Below are 19993 nucleotides of genomic sequence, written 5' to 3'. Positions count from 1 at the left end.
TGTCGGCCCGCTTGCGACAGATAGGCAGGGAAACGACGTCAGGCACGCTTGCCGTGATCACGAAGCCGTCACCCGCGCAGCCGAGGGCTCGGCACCGGCTTTGTGACGGCCAAGCCGGGTGGCGCCATGCGGCGACAGCACCGGCACGAAGACGCGGCGCGAGGCGCGCTGGACGACGGGCACGCCTTGATAGAGCCGTTTCTGCGCCTCGACGACGATGACGCCGGAAAAGATCGGCCACAGCCGCCGGCCGGCGCGCTCCAGCACATTGTGGAAGCGCATCATGAAACGGCGCCTCGACGGCGGAAAGAACAGCGCATCGGACCAGGCGGCGGGCGTAAAATTCGCCTCGCGCAGCAATTCGGTTAGCTGGCCGCGCGAAAAGGGCCGGCCATTGCCGAATGGGGTGTGCTCGAAGCGCGCCCAGACACCGCGCCGGTTGGGCACGACGATGACGACCCGGCCAGCCGGCGACAGCACGCGCCAGATCTCGTTCAGCGTCTCACGTGGGTTCTCGACATGTTCGAGCGAATGGACGAGCAGCATGCGGTCGATGCAGGAATCGACCAGCGGCAGTTCCTCGTCGAAGACCAGTGCCGTCGCCGTCGGCCCTGTCGCCGGCCACACCACCGCGCCCTGCGTCGCCGGCATGAAGGCGAAGACCCGCTCGGCGTCGGTGCCGAACCGCTCCAACCACGGCAAGGTGTAGCCCAGACCAACCAGCCGCTCGTTGGGCACGACCGCCCATATCGACGACAACGCCATGGTGATCGAACGCTCGGCGAAACGGCCGAGTGTTGTCGAATAGAAGGAGCGAAGATCGACGATGTCGGAATGCATGGCAGGGATGTAGCCGCGATATCGGCGGGTTTCAACAACAGGCCGCGACGACCTGGCATTCCGGGAATGTCACTAGACATTGCGGGATGTTGTTCAACGTCCCGGAATGTTGCTCACATCCAGGATGTCTTCAACATCCAGGATGACATCCACGCGCCGGCGCCCTATGTCTGCGGCCATAAACGGAGAGATGCGATGCCGGTCGAAATCGAACAGTTCATGTGCCGCAGCGACAATTTCGGCGTGCTGGTGCATGATCCCAAAAGCGGCCAGACCGCGATCATCGACGCGCCCGAGGAAGCGCCTATCCTGGCCGCGATAAAGCGCACCGGCTGGACGCCGACGATGATCCTGACCACGCATCATCACATGGATCACGTCGAGGCCAATCTTGCGTTGAAGGAGCGCTTCAAGCTGCGCATCGTCGGCCCGGAAGCGGAAAAGGCCAATATCCCCGGCATCGACGAAACCGTCGAAGACGGCTCGGTCCTCCATCTTGGCGATGAAAAGATCGAAGTCATCGCCACGCCCGGCCACACCGCCGGCCACGTTTCCTACTATTTGCCGGCTTCGGGTGTGGCGTTCACCGCCGACACGCTGTTTGCGCTGGGTTGCGGACGGCTGTTCGAATGCAAGCCGCCGGTGATGTACGATTCGCTGAAGAAGCTGGCCGCGCTTCCGGCCGAAACGATTATTTATTGCGGTCATGAATACACGCTCGCCAACGCCCGTTTCGCGCTGACCGTCGACCCGACGAATTCGGCATTGAAGGAACGCGCCGCCAAGATCGAAAAGCTGCGCGCCGACAATAAGCCGACGCTGCCGACGACGATCGGCGAGGAGCTGTCGACCAATCCCTTCCTGCGCTGGCACGATCCGGCGATCCGCAAGCATCTGGGGCTGGAGAAAGCTTCGGACGCCGAGGTCTTTGCCGAAATCCGCAAGCGCAAGGACAATTTCTAGGCCCGGTGGTATCGTCGCCATGACCAGCTCCGCAGAAATTATCGCGACGCTCGGGCTGAAGCCGCATCCGGAAGGCGGCTGGTATGCCGAGACCTTTCGCGATGGCACCGGCGGCGCGCGCGGCCATTCGACTGCCATCTATTTCCTGCTTGAGGAGCATCAGGTTTCGGCCTGGCACCGGGTCAAGGATGCCGCCGAGGTCTGGCATTTCCATGCCGGCGCCCCGCTGGCGCTGTCGATGTGGGAAGAAGGCAGCCCGAAGGTTGATCAGGTCATAGAACAAGTCCTCGGTATCGATCTCGCAGCCGGTGAGCGGCCGCAGATCGTCGTGCCCGCAGGCTGGTGGCAATCGGCGCGCAGCCTGGGCGAATGGACGCTGGTCGGCTGCACCGTCGCGCCGGGCTTCGAGTTTGCGGCCTTTGAACTGGCGGCACCCGGCTGGCAGCCTGGACAATCCTAACTTGGCAAGAACCCTAATTTAGCAGGAAGCCTAGCGTGGTCGCGAGCTGGGCGGCGTAGTACAGCGCCCAGACGGCGAAGCGCATCCAGGCGCGGTGGGGCGAGATGGCGGCGACCAGGAATTTCTCCGTGGCGAGCAGCCCGTCCGATGCCATGAACAGCACGGCGCCACCGATCACCCACATATTGCTTGTTGTCAGCGCCGAGATGCCCATTGCCAGGATCGCGGCGATATAGACGGTGATCGGGATACGCAGGCTGGGACCGACACGACGCCACAGCGCCGCCAGCACGATGACCACGAACACCGCCATGGCGAGCGCGATCGCTCCGCGCCACGGCTCGGCGCCAAGCACTCCCAACCCGCCACCGCTGCGCAGGAACAGCGCGACATAGACGATGTGAGCGACAAGAAAACTGGCCAGCCCGCCGAGAAAGGCCTTTTCGCCGTCGCGTGACAGGAAGGCGTCGCCAACGGCGCTGAGTGCGAGCGCGGCGACCAGCAGCAGCGGGCCGCCTTGCAGCCCCGCCAGCACGGCAAGCATCGCTACGGCAAGCGTCTTTGCGGCCGAGCGGGCCAGCGTCGGCGGCATGCCAAGCGTGAAGGCGTAGATGACCGCCGCCGCCAGCGAAAAAATCAGTGTCGCATTGGCATTGGCGTCGATGCCGCCCGCAAACGGCATCGTCATGCCTTGGCTCCGCCTTCGGATGCCCGGGCTCCGTCTTCGGATGCCCGGGCTCCGTCTTCGGATGCCCGGGCTCCGTCTTCGGATGCCCCGGCTCCGCTTTCGGATGCCTCGGCTCCGCTCTCGACCGCAGCCGGCTTGCGCAGGAACAGGGATTTTGCGGCGAGCACCGCACCGCTGGTGATGAGCACGCAGGCGGCGAGGATGCGCAGCGACGGCTCGGCGACGCCGGCCGCGATCAGCACCAGCGTCGACAACAGCGGCGCCGCATAGCTTGCAGCACCCAGCACCTGGATGTTGCCGCGCTTGACGCCGATGTCCCAGGCATAGAAGGCGGCACCCACCGGCATCAGGCCAAGGCCGAGCACGGCCAGCCACTGGCCGACACCGTCAGGCAGAATCGTCTGTTCCAGCGCCAGGTGGCAGGCGAGCGACAGCACCGCGGTCGCCGCGCAGAACCAGGTGACGATGCTGGTCGGCACCGACGGGAAACGCCGCGACAACAACGAGTAGGCCGACCACAGGACGGCGCAGACGGCAGCCATGGCATAGCCGAAGGAATAGCGGGCGTCGAAGGCCAGCCCACCGCCCTTGGTGACGATCAGCACGGTGCCGGCAAGGCCGAGCAGCGCACCGACGACATGGTTCCAGGCCAGTTTTTCGCCCGGCATCAGCGCCGAGCCGAGCACGATCAGCAGCGGCCACAGATAGGCGATCAGGCTCGCCTCCACCGCCGGCGCATTGCGCAGCGCGGTGAAATAGAAAAAGTGATAGCCGAACAGGCCGGCAATGCCGATCAGCCACACCTGCGGCGGTATCTTCTGGCTCTTGTCGGGTGCCGGCATGAACAGCCGCGCGACCAGCCCGACGCCGGTGCCGATCGAGAAGGTGATCGCCGACAGCAAGAACGGCGGCACCTGGCCCGACGCATCGGTGAGCAGTGCGAGCAACGCCCACATGGCGACCGCCGAAAAGCCGATCAGTGTTGCGCGCCCCATTCTGTCTCCAGTGGCGCGCCAATTCCGCGCCTGGCTATTGTACGGCTTCGAAACGCCCGGCGCTGATGGTCAAGGTGCCGATCTGCGTGCCAACCGTGGCACGGATCGGCGCATATACGCCGGTTTGGCCGAGCGGTGCAAACGTCACCATCATGCGGCTTTTGTTCTTGAGATAGTTGAGCGCCTTGCGGCCCTTGCGATAACCCGCCACCGGCTCGAAGCCCATCTGGCAGGTGACGGTGTCGCCCTTGTAGCCCGGGACCGAGATCGTGCCTTTCGACGCGTAGGTCAACGTCAGGTCGGCACGCATCTCGCCGTCATAGAACTTCACCGTGCGGCCGCAGACCTGGTCGAGACTGTCGGCATGAATGACGGTGGCGGCCATAGGATCGAGCACCGATGCCAGGTCGCCGGCACCGAGCGGTACCCAGTTCTTGGGGTCGCGTTTGCCTGGTGCCGGTACGACCTTCGTCGAAGTGACCCTGCCATTGGCAAAGCGGATATCGACCACCGATGCCTTCTTGCCGGAGGTGTAGTCGGCGCGGAATGCCTGCGGCACCATCTTTTTGCCCGCAATCGTGCCTTTGGACGAGATCGTGCCGCGCGTGTCGTCGAACAGCTTGGCGAGACCGGCCGCGGTGACACTGCCTTGGATCGCGTAGGCGCCGTTCTCATAGCGGCTGGAAAACGTTGATTTCGCTATCGAAAGACCAAGAAACGACACCGTGTACTCGCCCTTGAACGACTGCGGCGAGGCAGCAGACGCGGCGGACGGCAAAGCTATGGCAAGCATGGCAACAAGGGCATGTGGCGAACGAAGCATGGCGGGATCGGGTCCTTGATTTTCGGCCGGAGGCGGGCAACTCCGGTCTGGCATGTCCCTATGGAACCGCTTATAGGATGAATTCCGGCCTTAATATGAAAATGCCGGGCGCGCCGTGGGCAATGCAGGGGCTGGGCAAGCCGGAGCTTGACGCCTCGGCGAAATGCAACTATGGAACGCCAACTTTTTCCATAAGGCCGCCTGACCAGAACCGCGCGCCACCCGGCGTGGACTTGAGTGTTTGGCAGACCCCGAGAACTGAAGGTTAGAACCATGTCCCGCACCTGCGAACTCACTGCCAAGGCAGTCATGTCCGGCAACAATGTGAGCCACGCCAACAACAAGACCAAGCGTCGCTTCCTGCCGAACCTCGTCAATGTGACGCTGATTTCGGAAGCGCTGAACCAGAACGTGCGCCTGCGCATTTCGGCCAACGCGCTGCGTTCGGTAGAACATCGCGGCGGCCTCGACGCCTTCCTGGCCAAGGCAGACGTCAAGGAATTGTCGCAGCGCGCCCGTTTGCTGAAAAAGCAGATCGCCAAGAAGACCGCCGAACAGGCTGCCGCTTAAAACAGTTCAAAGGCGGGGGACGACCGCCCTGGCCAACCTCTTGTTGGCCTCTGGCCAACACTTGTTGGCCTGAGCATCGGATCGAAGCCGCAAGGTTTTGGCAATCCGGTGCCCACATACGAAGGCAAGCATCGCCCGCATGGGCATGGTGCTTGGCTGGTTCCATTACCCAGGATAAAAAAATGACTTCCTTCTCACGGTATTTGCCATTCGTGGCCGCCATGGCGCTCGTCGTCGTGGCATCGAACATTCTCGTGCAATTCCCGATGCAGGGCCAGATCGGCGGCCTCTCGCTGGCCGACGTGCTGACCTGGGGCGCCTTCACCTATCCTTTCTCGTTCCTGGTCACCGACCTCGCCAACCGCCGCTACGGACCCACTGTGGCGCGCCGGATCGTCTTTGTCGGCTTCATGACGGCGGTGATCTGCTCGATCCTTGTACCGCCCTTCCTGTTCCGCCATGGCCTGATCGAATTCGAGACCGCCGCCGACCGGCTGGTGCGTATCGCGGCCGCGTCCGGAGCGGCGTTCCTCAGCGCGCAACTGCTCGATGTCACCGTGTTCAACCGGCTGCGCCAGCAGAGCTGGTGGCGCGCGCCGATCATCGGCACGCTGGTCGGGTCGGTGTTCGACACCGCCGTGTTCTTCACCGTCGCGTTCTCGGCTGCCTTTGCCTTCGCCGGACCAAACGACGGCTTTGCGTTGGAAAGCGCACCTTTGATGGGCGTCTTCCATGTCGAGGCGATGCGCTGGATTTCCTGGGCGCTTGGTGATCTCTCGGTGAAACTGATCATCGCCGTCGTGGCGTTGATCCCCTACCGTCTGCTCGCCGCCCGCTGGAGCCAGCCGGCGGTTGCGGCTTAAGCCATGATCCCGAAAAGTGGGACCCGGTTTTCGGAAAAGATCATGGTCGGACAAAGATCATGATCCCGTGGGTCCAGCTCGATTCGGCGAAGACTCCCGACGGCGGACAAGAACTGCGCCTCAAGCGGCGCGGCACCGAATTCTCGATCATGCTGGGCACCAACGAACTGATGAATAGCCGCCTCAGCGGTTCCGAGGAAGCGCTGGCAAAACTGTCCTGCGAGCGGATTGCCGGCCAGAGCCGGCCCACAATCCTGATCGGTGGGCTTGGCATGGGTTTTACCTTGCGCGCCGCACTCACAGAATTGGCCAATGATGCCGGAATCGTCGTCGCCGAACTGGTGCCGGCCGTCGTCGCCTGGGCGCGCGGTCCGATGGCCGAAATCTTTGGCGGCTGTCTCGACGATCCTCGCGTCACAATCCAGGAAGCCGATGTCGGGCAGCTGATCCGGTTGCGGCCGGCGGCCTGGGACGCCATCCTGCTCGATGTCGACAACGGCCCGGAAGGCATCGTCCGCAAATCCAACGATGCGCTTTACAGCCTGCAGGGCCTGGGCGCTGCGCGCAGCGCCCTCAAGCCGGGCGGCGTGCTGGCGGTGTGGTCGCAAGGCCCGGACGGCGGCTTCACGCGGCGCCTGAAGCAGGCAGGCTTCGGGGTCGAAGAGGTCAGTACGCGCGCCAACGGTAAGCGCGGCGCGCGCCATGTCATCTGGATCGCCACCAGGACGTAAAGCCGGCGGGCTCAATCCTGGTGGAGAATGAATTCCAGATAGAGGTTGCGCTGCAGGATCGAGTGGTTGTCGTCGGAGATCAGCGACACCATCAGCGCGCCGTCGCCGCGGGTCCAGACGTCGAGCCCTTCCATATTGTCAATCTGGTAGCCCATGTCGGCCTCCAGCAGCACCGGCCCGTCGGCGACCGCGCCCTTCTCGACGCTTTCGCCATAGATGCGCCGCAGCCGCATCTTGACGCCGCTGGCCATCGAGAAACTGCGCTCCAGAAGCAACAGATCGCCATCCGGCAGGAAGGCCCCGTCGGTGATGTCGAAATCGCCATTGCGTTTGACGGTGAAGATGCCCTTGTGCGGTCCTTCGATGATGGCGGCATAGATGTTGCCGGCCTTGTCCAGGCTCTTCTCGGAGACCACGACTAGGCCGCCCTCATGCTGGCCGTTGGCATTGGCGTGGGTGACGGTCTCGAAGCCGCGATTCTGACGCAGCTCGCGGGCCGGAACGGCGAAATCCAGCGGCTTGAAGGGTGCCTTCATGTCGTTGGAGTCGATCTTGAACTGGGCGACGCGGTGGCTGCGCTCGAAGCCGACGGTGGCGATGCCGTCCTTGACCGCGAGACCTTCCGCATCGACCTCCCATTTCCTGTCGATCGGCCGGCCGGTCTGGTCGACCATCTGCTGCATGCGGAAATTCTGGATGCCGGAGGGTCGCTTTTCCGCGTCGCGGATCACCGTGCCGAAGAACCAGAAGCCGGTGTCGGCAACGCCGATGAAGTCACCGCCGGCTTTCAGGAAGCGGAAGGCCGACAGCGCGCCGAAATCGCGTGTCGGCGAGGTCATCTCCAGCCCGCCGACGAATTCGAACGGGCCGAACTGCTTGCCGGCACGGCCAATGTGGAATTCGGTGATCGGGCGGGCCGAGATTTCGACCGGTTCGACAGAACTAGAGTCGGCCGAACCGGCTGCCGCCGAAGCCACGCCGGAAAGCAGGGCGACGGCGGCGAAAAGCGTCTGCTGAAAGCCGCCGCGCCTGGAAATCATCCGGCGCGCCGCATACCACCGCCGCGTCGCGTATCCTTCGCGCTTTCCTCGGCGAACAGCGAAGCCAACTGCTCGGTCATGGCGCCGGCCAGTTCCTCGGCATCGACGATGGTGACAGCCCGGCGGTAGTAGCGCGTGACGTCGTGGCCGATGCCGATGGCCAGCAGTTCCACCGGCGAACGCGTCTCGATCAGCTCGATGACGGCGCGCAGATGGCGCTCGAGATAATTGCCCGGATTGACCGACAGCGTCGAATCGTCGACCGGCGCCCCGTCCGAGATCATCATCAGGATCTTGCGCTGCTCGGGCCGGGCGATCAGCCGGTTGTGCGCCCACAGCAGCGCCTCGCCGTCGATATTTTCCTTGAGCAGGCCTTCGCGCATCATCAGGCCGAGATTGCGCCGTGCCCGCCGCCACGGATGGTCGGCGGACTTGTAGATGATGTGGCGCAGATCGTTGAGCCGGCCAGGATTCGGCGGCTTGCCGTCCTTCAGCCATTTCTCGCGCGCCTGCCCGCCCTTCCAGGCCCGCGTGGTGAAACCGAGGATCTCGACCGAGACGCCGCAACGCTCCAGCGTGCGGGCCAATATGTCGGCGCAGGTTGCCGCGACCGTGATCGGCCGGCCGCGCATCGAGCCGGAATTGTCGAGCACCAGCGTCACCACCGTGTCGCGAAATTTGGTGTCGCGCTCCTGCTTGAACGACAGCGGCTGCATCGGGTCGATGACGACCCGCACCAGCCTTGCCGGGTCGAGGTAACCTTCTTCCAGGTCGAAATCCCAGGAGCGGTTCTGTTGTGCCATCAGGCGACGCTGCAGCCGGTTGGCCAACCGCCCGACGACGCCGGACAGATTGGCCAGCTGCTTATCTAGGAAGGCGCGCAGCCGGTCGAGCTCTTCTTCTTCGCACAGCTCCTCGGCGCCGACCGTCTCGTCGAAAGCCGTGGTGAAGACCTTGTAGTCGATCTCCTTCGGCAGATTGGTGAAGGGATTGTCGTTGCGGCGCGCCTCGCCGGGCGTTTCGGCATCGGCGTCGTCATCGTCGGACAGGTCGTCCGCGGTGGCGTCGGAGGCTTCGGTCTCGGCCGACTGTTCGTCATCGGCCGAAGCTTCGGCATCCTCGGACTGCGACTGCTCGGAGCCGGAATCCTCTTCGCCGCCCTCCTCGCTCTGCTCCTCGCCTTGCGGCTGGTTGTCGTCATTGTCCTCGGAATCTTCCGTCTCCTGGTCGTCGCCGAGTTCCTCGGCCATCTCCATGGAGGCGAGCATCTCGCGCACGACCCGGGCGAACGCCTGCTGGTCGCCGAGCTTGGCCGACAATCCGTCGAGGTCGGCCTTGGCCTTCTCCTCGACCCAGGGGCGCCAGAGTTCGACCAGCCGCTCGCCGCTTTTCGGGACCGGGCGGCCGGTCAGCTTCTCGCGCACTATCAGGGCAAGAGCTTCCTCGATCGGCGCGTCGGCCTTGTCCTTGATGTCGACGAGGTTGGCCTTGGCGTATTTGTCCTCCAGCATCGAGCCGATATTGTCGGCGACGCCCTGCATGGCGCGTGAGCCTATCGCCTCGACGCGGGCCTGTTCGACCGCGTCATAGATGGCGCGGGCCGCCTTGCCTTCCGGCGCCAGCTTGGTGTGGATGCGCACATCGTGGCAGGCGCGCTTCAGCGCCATGGAATCGCCGAGGCCGCGGGTGATCGCGATATCGGTCTTCGACGCCTTCTTCGGCAATTCTGGCAGACGCGCACGGCTGCCGGCGAGCGCCGGCCGGTCCTTGGCGAAGCCGACCTCCAGCTCCTTGTCGCCGGCGATGGCGCGCATGCAGACGGTGACGGCGCGCTTGAAGCTGTCGGCTTCAGAACCCGTCTTCGACTTGTTGCGCGTGTTGTCGCCCGGACCCGCCATCGAGACTCTGCTTAGCCCAGCACCACGTTGGCGGCGCTCTCGGGCAGATCCTCGCCAAAGGCGCGCTGGTAGAACTCGGCCACCACCGAGCGTTCCAGTTCATCACACTTGTTGAGGAAGGTCAGCCGGAACGCCATGCCGATATTGCCGAATATCTCGGCATTCTCGGCCCAGGTGATCACGGTGCGCGGGCTCATCACGGTCGACAGATCGCCGTTGATGAAGGCCGAACGCGTCATGTCGGCGACGCGCACCATCTTGTTGACGATGTCCTTGCCCTTGCTGTCGCGATAGTGCTTGGCCTTGGCCAGCACGATGGCGACTTCATTGTCGTGCGGCAAATAGTTCAGCGTGGTGACGATCGACCAGCGGTCCATCTGCGCCTGGTTGATCTGCTGGGTGCCGTGATAGAGGCCAGTGGTGTCGCCGAGGCCGACCGTGTTGGCGGTCGAGAACAACCGGAAGGCCGGATGCGGGCGGATGACCCGGCTCTGGTCGAGCAGCGTCAGCCGGCCCGACGATTCCAGCACGCGCTGGATGACGAACATCACATCCGGACGGCCGGCATCGTACTCGTCGAAGCACAGAGCGACATTGTGCTGGTAGGCCCAGGGCAGGATGCCGTCGCGGAATTCGGTGATCTGCAGGCCATCCTTGACGACGATCGCGTCCTTGCCGACGAGATCGATACGGCTGACATGACTGTCGAGGTTGACGCGCACACAAGGCCAGTTAAGCCGGGCGGCAACCTGTTCGATATGGGTCGACTTGCCGGTGCCGTGATAGCCCGACACCATGACGCGGCGGTTGTAGGCAAAGCCCGCAAGGATCGCCATCGTCGTGTTCTTGTCAAAGAGATAGTCCGGGTCGATGTCGGGCACATGCTCCGATGTCACCGAATAGGCCGGTACCACCATCTTGGACTCGAAGCCGAATTTCTCCTTCACCGACACCGTCGTGTCGGGCAGGTTGGCGATGTCACGATCGACCTTGTTCATATCTCTCAACGTCTCCACGGGCGAAACGTCTGATTTCGCCGGCAATCGATTTTGTCCGGGGGCGGTCTTAGAGCCTTTTCCAACCTTATGAAAGTTGGAAAACGACACGAACCGTATGGCCGCTCAGCACAGGCCCGCCTGTTTGAGCACGCGATAGGCCTGCAGCACATCGCGGAACCGGTCTTCCGAACCTCTGTCGCCACCATTCGCATCCGGATGGTGCTGTTTCACCAGTTCCTTATAGCGCGCCTTGATCTCCTTGCCAGTCGCCTTTGTATCAAGGCCAAGCGTTTCCAGCGCCTTGGCCTCAAGCGGCTTGGCCTTGCGCTCGCGCGCCTCGCGCGGATCCTTCGGTCCCTTGAACAGGTCGAACGGGTCGCGCATGCGGTTATAGTAGCCGGCCCGGCCGGAACGCATCTGGGCCATATCGGGCGACGACCGCGTCGAGGCCCCGTTGGCGCCCATCTTCCAGGTCGGCCGGTGCCCGGTCATGGCTTCCTTCTGGAAGCGCGCGACCTCGGTGTCCGGCACGCCGGAAAAGTAGTTGAAGCCCTTGTTGTACTCGCGCACATGATCGAAGCAGAAATGGAAATACTCGCCCTCCTTCATGCGCCCGACCGGCGCACGATGGGTGCCCGCTTCCTTGCAGCCGTCCCACTGGCAGATCGGCGAGTGCGACTTCAGCTCCGCGTCCTTGTCGGGGCGGACGCGAATCTTCTCGAAATATTTGGGGTACGGCTTCATCTTACCCATTTATGGGGCGTTCGCAGATGCGAAACAAGAATTGACATTTTCGCGATCATCGCCCTAACCGCTGAATCGCGGCATAAAGCAGGCGAATGGCGGATTTTGTTGCACGGCGGCGGCCCCTCGCGAAACCGATTTTCGGTTTCCAGGCCGAGACGCCAGCGATATTTGGTGAAGGGAGATGGCGATGTCCATAGAGGCGACCATGGAAGACAAGCTCAATAAGGCATTTTCGCCGGACAGGCTGGTTATCATCAACGAGAGCCATCTCCATGCCGGTCACCACCATCACGGCTCCGACCACCACGGCACTTACGACGGCACCGGCGAGACGCATTTTCGCGTCCGCGTCGTCGCTTCCGCCTTTGCCGGCATGAGCCGCATCGACCGTCACCGCGCCGTCAATGAATTGCTTGCCGATGAATTGAAGGCCGGCGTGCACGCGCTGGCGATCGAACCGGCGGCTCCCGGCGAAAAGACCCCCTGGTAGCTCGGTTCCGCCTATCGTTTTTCGCCGCGCTCAGAGCACCGCTTCGATGAGGAACGGCCCGCGCCGTGACAGCGCGCTGTCCAGCAGCGCCTCGAAGCGCTCGCACGTATCGGCGCGGGCCGCCTCCACGCCCATGCCTTTGGCCAGCGACACCCAGTCGAGCGAGGGATAGTCGAGGTCGAGCATGCGCCTGGCGTTCTCGCCGATGGCGCCGACGCCGACATTCTTCATCTCGCCATGCAGGATCGCATAGGTTCGGTTGGAAAACACGATCGTCACCACGTCGAGCTTTTCCCGCGCCTGCGTCCACAATCCCTGCACCGTGTACATGCCGCTGCCGTCGGCTTCGAGATTGATCACCTTGCGGTCCGGACAGGCGATTGCCGCCCCGGTCGCCATCGGGATGCCGCCGCCGATCGATCCGCCCGTGCCCATCATGTAGTCGTGCGGCGCTGCAAAGGCCGACAGCGCGAAGAAACGCCTGGCCGAGGTGACCGCTTCATCGCAAATGATCGCATCGGCCGGCAGTTTGCGCGCCACCGACAGCGCGATCGCATCTTCCGTCAGCTTGCCGCTCGGCGTTGCCTCGTCGGGAAAAGCGGCCGCGAGCACCTGTCGTTGCGGCGGCTTGATGCCAAGTTCGTCGCGAAGCGCCTCCAGCGCCGCATGCAGATCGTCGCCATGGGCGGCCAGTGTCAGCACCTCGCAGCCTTCCCGAACGAGCCGTCCCGGTTTTCCCGGATAGGCGAAGAAGGCAACCGGCTCCTTCGCGCCGACCAGGATCAGAACATCGACATCCCTGAGCACAGCCATCGCCGCGTCGACCGGATAGGGAATGCGGGTCGGCGCGACACGCCCGCGCCCGCGTTGCATCCGTGCGATCAGAACCTCGCCGAACAGCCGGACGTCGCTGCCCGTCGAGATTTGCCCGGCGATGGCGAGCGCATCGGCGCGTGCGGCCTTTCCGCGAACAATCATGCCTGCCCGGCCCGGAGCGGCACGGATCGCCGCGGCGACCTTGCGCACGGCGTCCATATCGACGGCCGGCGCTGGCACCAGCGTCACCTTGCCGACCGAAACCGCGTCGACTTCGCCCCAGGCGGCATCCGCCGGCAGGATCATCGTCGCGACGCCGGGTGGTGTCAGCGAGGCGCGAAAGGCTGCTTCAGCTGCCGGCGCGATATCGGCCGGGCCCTTGACGCGGCCGACCCAGTTGGACATCGGCGCCGCAAGGCTTTCAATATCGCTGGTGAGCGGGGCATCGAGCGGCAGATGGTAAGAGGCGTGGTCGCCGACGATGTTGATCATCGGGCTGAAGGCACGCCGGGCATTGTGCATGTTGGCGAGACCGTTGGCCAGGCCGGGACCGGTATGCAGCAGCGTCGCGGCCGGCCGATCGGTCATCCGCGCATAGCCATCGGCGGCCCCGGTCACCACCCCCTCGAACAGCCCGAGCACGCAACGCATTTTCGGCTTGCGGTCAAGTGCTGCAACGAAGTGCATTTCGGAGGTGCCGGGATTGGCGAAGCAGACTGTCACATCATTGGCCAGAAGCACGTCACACAGGACATCGGCGCCGTTCATGCAATTCCCTCCCGCTCACGATCGAAGAGCACTTGCACCCAGGCGCGCCCGCACAGCAATGTCCCGCCGCCACTTTTGATCTGATCCAGTGCCGTAAAGATCAGCCAACCGTCGATTTCAGGAATGCCAGCGCGGCCGCGGTCAGCGCGTCGCCATCCTCGCCGAAATCCCGATTGATCGACATATGCGTGTAGGCGCTGCCGTCGAACAGCGTAACCTTGGTGCCCGTCGCGCGCAGGCGCTCGGCAAAGGCCTTGGAGTCCTCGCCGCGGCCAGGGGCGCGCGAATAGGCAATGAAAGTCGGCGGGTGCCTGCGGCCGTCGACATGGCTGGCCGGCGACAGTGCCGCCCATTGCGCGGGATCGGAAAAGACGCGGGCATAGGCCCGCACCATGCCGCCCTTCTTGGCAAGTGCTGCAAGATCATAGGCCCTGGTATCGTCGAGAATGAGCGCAGCTATGCCGGGCAACCCGCCGCGCATGCCGGTCAGCGCAATCAGATGGCAGCCGGCCGAATGGCCCATGCCGACGATGCGGTTGGGATCGCCGCCATGCCGGGCGATGTTGGCCCTGATGTAGGCGTAGGCCTTTTCGACGTCACCGGCCTGGGTGGCGACATCGGCCTGCGGCAACATGCGGTAATCGATAGAGACGAAGCAGAAGCCGTTGGCGAGCAGGAAGGCCGGTTTGGCGTCGACCTGACTGCGTTTGCCAAACTGCCAGGTGCCGCCATGAACGAAAAACACGACCGGCAGGTCCATTGCACCATCGGGCGCATAGATGTCGAGCTTGGCCGGCCCGTAGTCTAAGGTTTTTGGCGTGGGTCGGCGTGTTTCCGACGCGGCCGATGCTTCCAATGGCAGCATCGCCGCCACCGAGGCCATGATCAGGCTTCGTCGATCGATCATCACTGTCTCCTGACGAGGCAAGACTGCACGCGGCGGCCCCAGCCGTCCAGTCAGGGATTCGCCACACACCCGCTACCCGCGCTGAATACCGCTCCGCACCGAGCGCCTTGATCCCGGAGTGGCCTCAAATCCTTATGATCGTAGCCACCTCTTCACATGAAGGGAACAAACGGTACCCCCCGACAGTTGAATGCGAGGTGAGCCGAATGGAAGCCACAGCGGCTCCGAGGGCAAAAGCATCATGCGAGAGAACCAGTCTGACGTCTTCGATCTGTTTTCGGAAATTTACACCAACGCGACGCAGGAAGAGATCAGCATCCAGCAATATCTCCTTGCCTGCCGCGAGGACAAGTCGATGTATGCCTCAGCGCCTGAACGGATGGTCGAGGCGATCGGCGAGCCGAACCTGGTCGACACCAGCAAGGATGAGCGGCTCGGCCGCATATTCTCCAACCGGACCCTGAAAGTGTACCCCTCCTTTGCCGATTTCTATGGCATGGAGGACACAATCGAGCGCATCGCCGGCTATTTTCGCTATGCGTCGCAGGGGCTCGAGGAACGCAAGCAAATCCTCTATTTGCTCGGCCCGGTCGGCGGCGGCAAATCGTCCCTTGCCGAGCGGCTGAAGAAGTTGATGGAGCAGCGCCCGATCTACACGCTGAAGGTCGGCAACCAGGTCAGCCCGGTTTTCGAATCGCCGCTGGGCCTTTTCCATCCCGATCGCATGGGCGACCTGCTGGAGGATAAATACGGCATTGCCCGACGCCGGTTGAATGGGCTCATTTCGCCATGGGCGGCCAAGCGCCTCGATGAACTCTCCGGCGACATTTCCAAGTTCAGCGTCGTCAAGCTGATGCCTTCGCGGCTGCGCCAGATCGGCATCGCCAAGACCGAGCCCGGCGACGAGAACAATCAGGACGTTTCGGCCCTGGTTGGCAAGGTAGATATCCGGCAATTGGAAAATTTCAGCCAATCCGATCCGGACGCCTATTCCTATAGTGGCGGACTGAACCGGACCACCCAGGGCCTGCTTGAATTCGTCGAAATGTTCAAGGCGCCTATCAAGGTCCTGCATCCGCTGCTGACCGCCACCCAGGAAGGCAGCTACAACGGCACCGAAAATTTCGGCGCCTTTCCCTATCAGGGGATCATCGTGGCTCATTCCAACGAGTCGGAATGGCTGCAGTTCAAGAACAACAAGAACAATGAGGCTTTTCTCGATCGCATCCTCGTGGTCAAGGTGCCGTATTGCCTGCGGATAACCGAAGAGCGGCAGATCTACGAGAAACTGCTGCGGGAGAGCGAATTGGCCGCCAGTCCCTGCGCTCCAGAGGTGCTGGACATCCTCAGCCGGTTTACCGTCTCGACCCGGTTGGCCGAGCACGACAATTCGCCGCTCTACACCAAGATGCGCGCCTATGATGGCGAGAACCTCAAGGAAGTCGACCCCAAGGCCAAGTCGGTTCAGGAATATCGGGACGCCGCGGGCGTCGACGAGGGCATGGCCGGCGTCAGCACGCGCTTTGCCTTCAAGATCCTGTCGCAGACCTTCAACTATGACACCGAAGAGGTGGCCGCCGACCCCGTGCATCTCATGTACATCCTGGAGGAGGCAATCAAGCGCGAACAGTTTCCGAAGGAGACGGAAGCCGCCTATCTGGAGTTCATCAAGTCCGAGCTGGCCGCGCGGTATGCCGAATTCATCGGCCATGAGATCCAGAAAGCCTATCTGGAATCGTACAGCGAGTACGGCCAGAATCTTTTCGACCGCTACATCGCCTATGCCGACGCCTGGATCGAAGACCAGGACTACAAGGATCCCGACACCGGCCAGATCCTCAACCGCGAGGTTTTGGACAACGAGCTTTCGCAGGTCGAAAAACCGGCCGGCATCGCCAATCCCAAGGACTTCCGCAACGAGGTGGTGAAATTCACGCTGCGCGCCCGTGCAAGAAACCATGGCCGCAACCCGGCGTGGACAAGTTACGAAAAGCTGCGGGAAGTCATCGAGAAACGCATGTTCGGCCAGGTCGAGGACCTCCTGCCGGTGATCAGTTTCGGCTCCAAGCAGGACAGCGTCACGGAAAAGCGGCACAATGAATTCGTGCAGCGGATGGTCGAGCGCGGCTACACCGAGCGGCAGGTTCGTCGCCTTGTGGACTGGTACATGCGGGTGAACAGGGCGGGTTAGAGAACCCGGATGGTTCCATGCCGATCTTCATCGACCGCCGCCTGAACCCGAAAGACAAGAGTCTCGGCAATCGCCAGCGCTTCCTCCGACGCGCGCGCGAGGAATTGAAGCGGAGCATACGCGACCAGATCCGCACCGGCAGGATTGCCGACGCGGATTCCGAGCACGCCGTGCGCATGCCCGAAAGAGGCACAAGCGAGCCGAGCTTCAACAACGCCAGCGACACCGGCAGGCGTCAGCACATCTTGCCGGGCAACAGGCATTTCTCCGCCGGAGACCTGATCCCCAAGCCCGGCGGAGGCGGCGGGGGAGCATCGTCCCCGGGAAACAAGGCATCAGAGGACGACTTTCGTTTCGTACTGTCGCGCGAGGAAGTGCTCGATCTGTTCTTCGAGGATCTCGAGCTCCCGGACATGGTCAAGCTCAACCTCAAGGAGATCCTTGCCTTCAAGCCGCGCAGAGCCGGCTTCGCCGCCACCGGTTCGCCGACCAACATCAATGTCGGCCGCACGATGCGCAACAGCCACGGCCGCCGCATTGCGCTGAGGCGCCCCAAGCAGGTCGAACTGGATGTCCTCCTCGAGGAAATCGCCTCGCTCGAGTCGGCGCCATCCAGCGTCGACGCGCGCCAGCGTATCGCGGCATTGCGCGAAGAGCTTGACCGGCTGGAACGACGCCGCCGCCGGATTGCCTATGTCGATCCGGTCGACATCCGCTTCAACCGCTTCGATTCCCGGCCGGTGCCGAACGCCAATGCCGTCATGTTCTGTCTGATGGACGTGTCCGGGTCCATGGGCGAGCGCGAGAAGGATCTGGCCAAGCGTTTCTTCGTGCTGCTGCACCTGTTCTTGAAACGACGCTACGACCGCATCGAGATTGTCTTCATCCGCCACACGCACCTGGCTCAGGAGGTCGACGAGGAGACATTTTTCTACAACACCCAAAGCGGCGGCACCGTCGTTTCCACCGCGCTGGAGGAAATGCACCGTATTATCGCCAGCCGTTACCCGGCCCACGACTGGAACATCTATGCCGCCCAGGCCTCGGACGGCGACAATTTCGCCGGCGATTCAGAGCGATGCATTTCGCTGCTCAACGGCGAACTCATGCGGCTGTGCCAATATTTTGCCTATGTCGAGATCATCGACGAGCGTGAAGCCCATATTTTCGGCTCGACCGAAAACGGGACGTCGCTGTGGCGTGCCTATAACGCCATCGACCAGAAGTGGCCGAACTTCCAGATGAGCCGCATCGCCACACCCGCCGATATCTACCCGGTCTTTCGCCAGCTCTTCGGCAGGCAGCCGGCCTCCCTCAAGAGAGCGTGAGGGTTCCCGATGGCCAGACAAGCGAGCAAATCCAGTCTGCTTTTCTCAGGGTCAGACTGGGATTTCAAAACATTGTCGCGGGCCTATGACGCGATCGAGGCACTTGCGGTCGAAGAGCTTCATCTGGACACCTATCCCGTTCAGATGGAGATCATCTCGTCGCAACAAATGCTCGACGCCTATTCGTCCATCGGCATGCCATTGATGTACCGTCACTGGTCTTTCGGCAAACATTTCCTCCACCAGGATCTGCTCTATCGCAAAGGCGGGCGAGGGCTTGCCTATGAACTGGTCATCAATTCCAATCCCTGCATCGTCTATCTGATGGAGGAAAACACCATGGCCCTGCAGGCCTTGGTGACGGCCCATGCAGCGCTCGGGCACAATCATTTCTTCAAGAACAATCAGCTGTTCAAACAGTGGACGGATGCGGGTGCGATCCTCGGCTACCTGGACTTCGCCAAGGGCTACATAGTCCGTTGCGAGGAGCGGCACGGCCTCGCCGCCGTCGAGGCTGTTCTCGATTCCGCTCACGCGCTGATGGATCAGGGCGTGTTTCGCTATCACCGGCCGCCGAGGCTGTCGTCGGAACGGCAACGCGAAGGAATTCGCGAGCGTCTCGAATACGAAGAGCGTTCCTACAACGACTTGTGGCGTACGCTGCCGCCTTCGCAGCAGGAGACCAACGACAAGAGCAAGGACCCGGAGCGGAAGAAATCGCTCAACCTGCCTGAGGAAAACCTGCTCTATTTCCTGGAAAAGAACAGCCCGGTCCTGGAGCCCTGGCAGCGTGAGATCATCAGGATCGTTCGTGTCATCGCGCAATATTTTTACCCGCAACGGCAAACACAGGTGATGAACGAAGGCTGTGCCACTTTCGTGCACTATACGCTGATGAACATGCTGTTCGACCGCGGCCAGATCAGCGAAGGCGCCATGCTCGAAATCCTGCGCAATCATTCCAACGTGGTCTTTCAGCCGGCGTTCGACGATCCGCGTTTTTCAGGCATCAACCCCTATGCTCTCGGCCTCGATATGATGCAGGACATTCAGCGCATCTCGACCAAACCCACGGCCGAGGACCGCGATTGGTTCCCCGACATCGCCGGCCAGGGCAACTGGCGCGAGGTCCTGCTTGACGCCTGGGCCGATCATCGCGACGAATCCTTCATCCGCCAGTACCTCAGTCCGGCCTTGATTCGGAAATGGCGGTTTTTTGTGCTCGGCGACGCTGCCGACCAACCTCATTGTCAGGTCACCTCGATCCACGACGAGCGCGGCTACCGCAAGATACGCGACGCGCTCGCCAACAGTTACGATCTCGGCGCGAACCGGCCGGACATTCAGGTGGTGGATGTCGATCTGCTCGGCGACCGCCATTTGCGGCTGCAGCACAAGGTCAATGACGGCATCCTTCTCGAGGATGCCAGCCGCGACGCCACGCTTCGTCACATTCGCAGGCTTTGGGGCTATGAAGTCAGCTTGGCGGCCATAGATGCCGAGACCGGCGCGACGACCCACGAACGCTCGACCAGCCAGATCGCCGGATGACGTGCCCCGGCCTCCCTGCGCGTATCAGGTGTCGCCGGCTGGCCTGATCCTCAGCCTTGCGATCCGGTTCTTGTCGCGTTTCATGACGACGAAGCGCTTGCCGTGGAACGTAAAAGCCTGCTTCTCCTCGGGGATCGATTGCGTCTCGTGCCAGCCGCGACGCCACGCTTCGTCACATTCGCAGGCTTTGGGGCTATGAAGTCAGCCTGGCCGCCATAGATGCCGAGACCGGCGCGACGATCCACGAACGCTCGACCAGCCAGATCGCCGGATGACGTGCCCCGGCCTCCCTGCGCGTATCAGGTGTCGCCGGCTGGCCTGATCCT

19 protein-coding genes and 1 pseudogene are annotated in these 19993 nt (G+C 62.8%); 10 read left to right on the top strand and 10 right to left on the bottom strand.

Annotated elements, in window-relative coordinates; all coding sequences use genetic code 11:
- Positions 1–57: 57 nt before the first annotated feature.
- Positions 58–840, bottom strand: a complete 783-nt coding sequence (locus NKJ00_RS26675) for a class I SAM-dependent methyltransferase (protein WP_352441747.1) — start codon at positions 838–840, stop codon at positions 58–60.
- Positions 841–1035: 195 nt separating this feature from the next.
- Between NKJ00_RS26675 and gloB the strand changes: the two genes are divergently transcribed.
- The gene (gene gloB / locus NKJ00_RS26670; protein ID WP_128304700.1) at positions 1036–1803 is read left to right on the top strand and encodes a hydroxyacylglutathione hydrolase; all 768 of its coding nucleotides are present in this window, start codon (positions 1036–1038) and stop codon (positions 1801–1803) included.
- Positions 1804–1822: 19 nt separating this feature from the next.
- Positions 1823–2263, top strand: coding sequence for a cupin domain-containing protein (locus NKJ00_RS26665; RefSeq protein ID WP_128304672.1), 441 nt, complete (start codon positions 1823–1825; stop codon positions 2261–2263).
- A gap of 13 nt (positions 2264–2276) precedes the next feature.
- Here the strand turns inward: NKJ00_RS26665 and NKJ00_RS26660 are convergent, their stop codons facing one another.
- From NKJ00_RS26660 to NKJ00_RS26650, 3 genes are read right to left on the bottom strand one after another with little or no spacing between them, the layout of a single operon-like run.
- A complete protein-coding gene (locus NKJ00_RS26660; protein WP_128304673.1) occupies positions 2277–2951 on the bottom strand; it encodes a lysoplasmalogenase family protein in 675 nt (224 codons plus the stop codon).
- A complete protein-coding gene (gene yddG, locus NKJ00_RS26655; RefSeq protein WP_352631935.1) occupies positions 2948–3946 on the bottom strand; it encodes an aromatic amino acid exporter YddG in 999 nt (332 codons plus the stop codon). Before yddG ends, NKJ00_RS26660 begins: the two co-directional genes overlap by 4 nt.
- Before the next feature lie 34 nt (positions 3947–3980).
- Positions 3981–4769, bottom strand: a complete 789-nt coding sequence (locus tag NKJ00_RS26650; protein WP_023811078.1) for a DUF3108 domain-containing protein — start codon at positions 4767–4769, stop codon at positions 3981–3983.
- Positions 4770–5042: 273 nt separating this feature from the next.
- On the opposite strand from NKJ00_RS26650, the gene rpmB reads away from it, so the two are divergent.
- The 3 genes from rpmB to NKJ00_RS26635 all read left to right on the top strand — a co-directional run bounded on the left by rpmB (position 5043) and on the right by NKJ00_RS26635 (position 6933).
- On the top strand, positions 5043–5339 hold the full coding sequence (rpmB, locus tag NKJ00_RS26645) for a 50S ribosomal protein L28 (RefSeq protein WP_013529373.1): 297 nt from the start codon (positions 5043–5045) through the stop codon (positions 5337–5339).
- A 182-nt stretch (positions 5340–5521) separates the two neighbouring features.
- Positions 5522–6202, top strand: a complete 681-nt coding sequence (locus NKJ00_RS26640) for a queuosine precursor transporter (RefSeq protein ID WP_023811077.1) — start codon at positions 5522–5524, stop codon at positions 6200–6202.
- Positions 6203–6261: 59 nt separating this feature from the next.
- Positions 6262–6933 (top strand): spermidine synthase, encoded by a 672-nt coding sequence (locus tag NKJ00_RS26635; RefSeq protein ID WP_023811076.1) that lies wholly within the window; start codon positions 6262–6264, stop codon positions 6931–6933.
- An 11-nt stretch (positions 6934–6944) separates the two neighbouring features.
- Here NKJ00_RS26635 and NKJ00_RS26630 read toward each other — a convergent pair whose 3' ends face one another.
- From NKJ00_RS26630 to NKJ00_RS26615, 4 genes are all read right to left on the bottom strand, one after another.
- Positions 6945–7973, bottom strand: coding sequence for an esterase-like activity of phytase family protein (locus tag NKJ00_RS26630; protein ID WP_352631933.1), 1029 nt, complete (start codon positions 7971–7973; stop codon positions 6945–6947).
- A complete protein-coding gene (gene cobT / locus NKJ00_RS26625) occupies positions 7970–9871 on the bottom strand; it encodes a cobaltochelatase subunit CobT (protein WP_352631931.1) in 1902 nt (633 codons plus the stop codon). Before cobT ends, NKJ00_RS26630 begins: the two co-directional genes overlap by 4 nt.
- A gap of 11 nt (positions 9872–9882) precedes the next feature.
- Positions 9883–10869: a cobaltochelatase subunit CobS gene (gene cobS, locus NKJ00_RS26620; protein WP_023811073.1), complete on the bottom strand. Its 987-nt coding sequence runs from the start codon at positions 10867–10869 to the stop codon at positions 9883–9885.
- Positions 10870–10992: 123 nt separating this feature from the next.
- Positions 10993–11622, bottom strand: coding sequence for a J domain-containing protein (locus NKJ00_RS26615; protein ID WP_032909134.1), 630 nt, complete (start codon positions 11620–11622; stop codon positions 10993–10995).
- 181 nt (positions 11623–11803) lie between these two features.
- Here NKJ00_RS26615 and NKJ00_RS26610 point away from each other — a divergent pair, with 181 nt between their 5' ends.
- Complete coding sequence (locus NKJ00_RS26610; protein ID WP_352631929.1) at positions 11804–12106, top strand: BolA family protein; 303 nt, start codon at positions 11804–11806, stop codon at positions 12104–12106.
- A 30-nt stretch (positions 12107–12136) separates the two neighbouring features.
- Here NKJ00_RS26610 and NKJ00_RS26605 read toward each other — a convergent pair whose 3' ends face one another.
- Positions 12137–13690: an acetolactate synthase large subunit gene (locus NKJ00_RS26605; protein ID WP_352554446.1), complete on the bottom strand. Its 1554-nt coding sequence runs from the start codon at positions 13688–13690 to the stop codon at positions 12137–12139.
- Between the two features lie 100 nt (positions 13691–13790).
- Positions 13791–14597, bottom strand: a complete 807-nt coding sequence (locus NKJ00_RS26600) for an alpha/beta hydrolase (RefSeq protein ID WP_352554447.1) — start codon at positions 14595–14597, stop codon at positions 13791–13793.
- Positions 14598–14838: 241 nt separating this feature from the next.
- Here NKJ00_RS26600 and NKJ00_RS26595 point away from each other — a divergent pair, with 241 nt between their 5' ends.
- From NKJ00_RS26595 to NKJ00_RS32255, 4 genes and pseudogenes are all read left to right on the top strand, one after another.
- On the top strand, positions 14839–16788 hold the full coding sequence (locus NKJ00_RS26595; RefSeq protein WP_352441755.1) for a PrkA family serine protein kinase: 1950 nt from the start codon (positions 14839–14841) through the stop codon (positions 16786–16788).
- Positions 16789–16805: 17 nt separating this feature from the next.
- Positions 16806–18116, top strand: a complete 1311-nt coding sequence (locus NKJ00_RS26590) for a YeaH/YhbH family protein (RefSeq protein WP_352631926.1) — start codon at positions 16806–16808, stop codon at positions 18114–18116.
- 9 nt (positions 18117–18125) lie between these two features.
- Positions 18126–19667 carry a SpoVR family protein gene (locus NKJ00_RS26585; RefSeq protein WP_352631924.1) on the top strand — a complete coding sequence of 514 codons (1542 nt, stop codon included), beginning with the start codon at positions 18126–18128 and terminating at the stop codon, positions 19665–19667.
- A 149-nt stretch (positions 19668–19816) separates the two neighbouring features.
- Positions 19817–19942, top strand: a pseudogene (locus NKJ00_RS32255) (hypothetical protein); the annotation flags it as partial.
- Positions 19943–19993 lie beyond the last annotated feature (51 nt).

This window comes from Mesorhizobium sp. M0227 (assembly GCF_040321855.1).
In the GTDB taxonomy this organism is placed as follows: domain Bacteria; phylum Pseudomonadota; class Alphaproteobacteria; order Rhizobiales; family Rhizobiaceae; genus Mesorhizobium.
The sequence above is the reverse complement of the archived record's forward strand: the minus strand, read 5'-3'. Positions and strand labels throughout refer to the sequence as shown.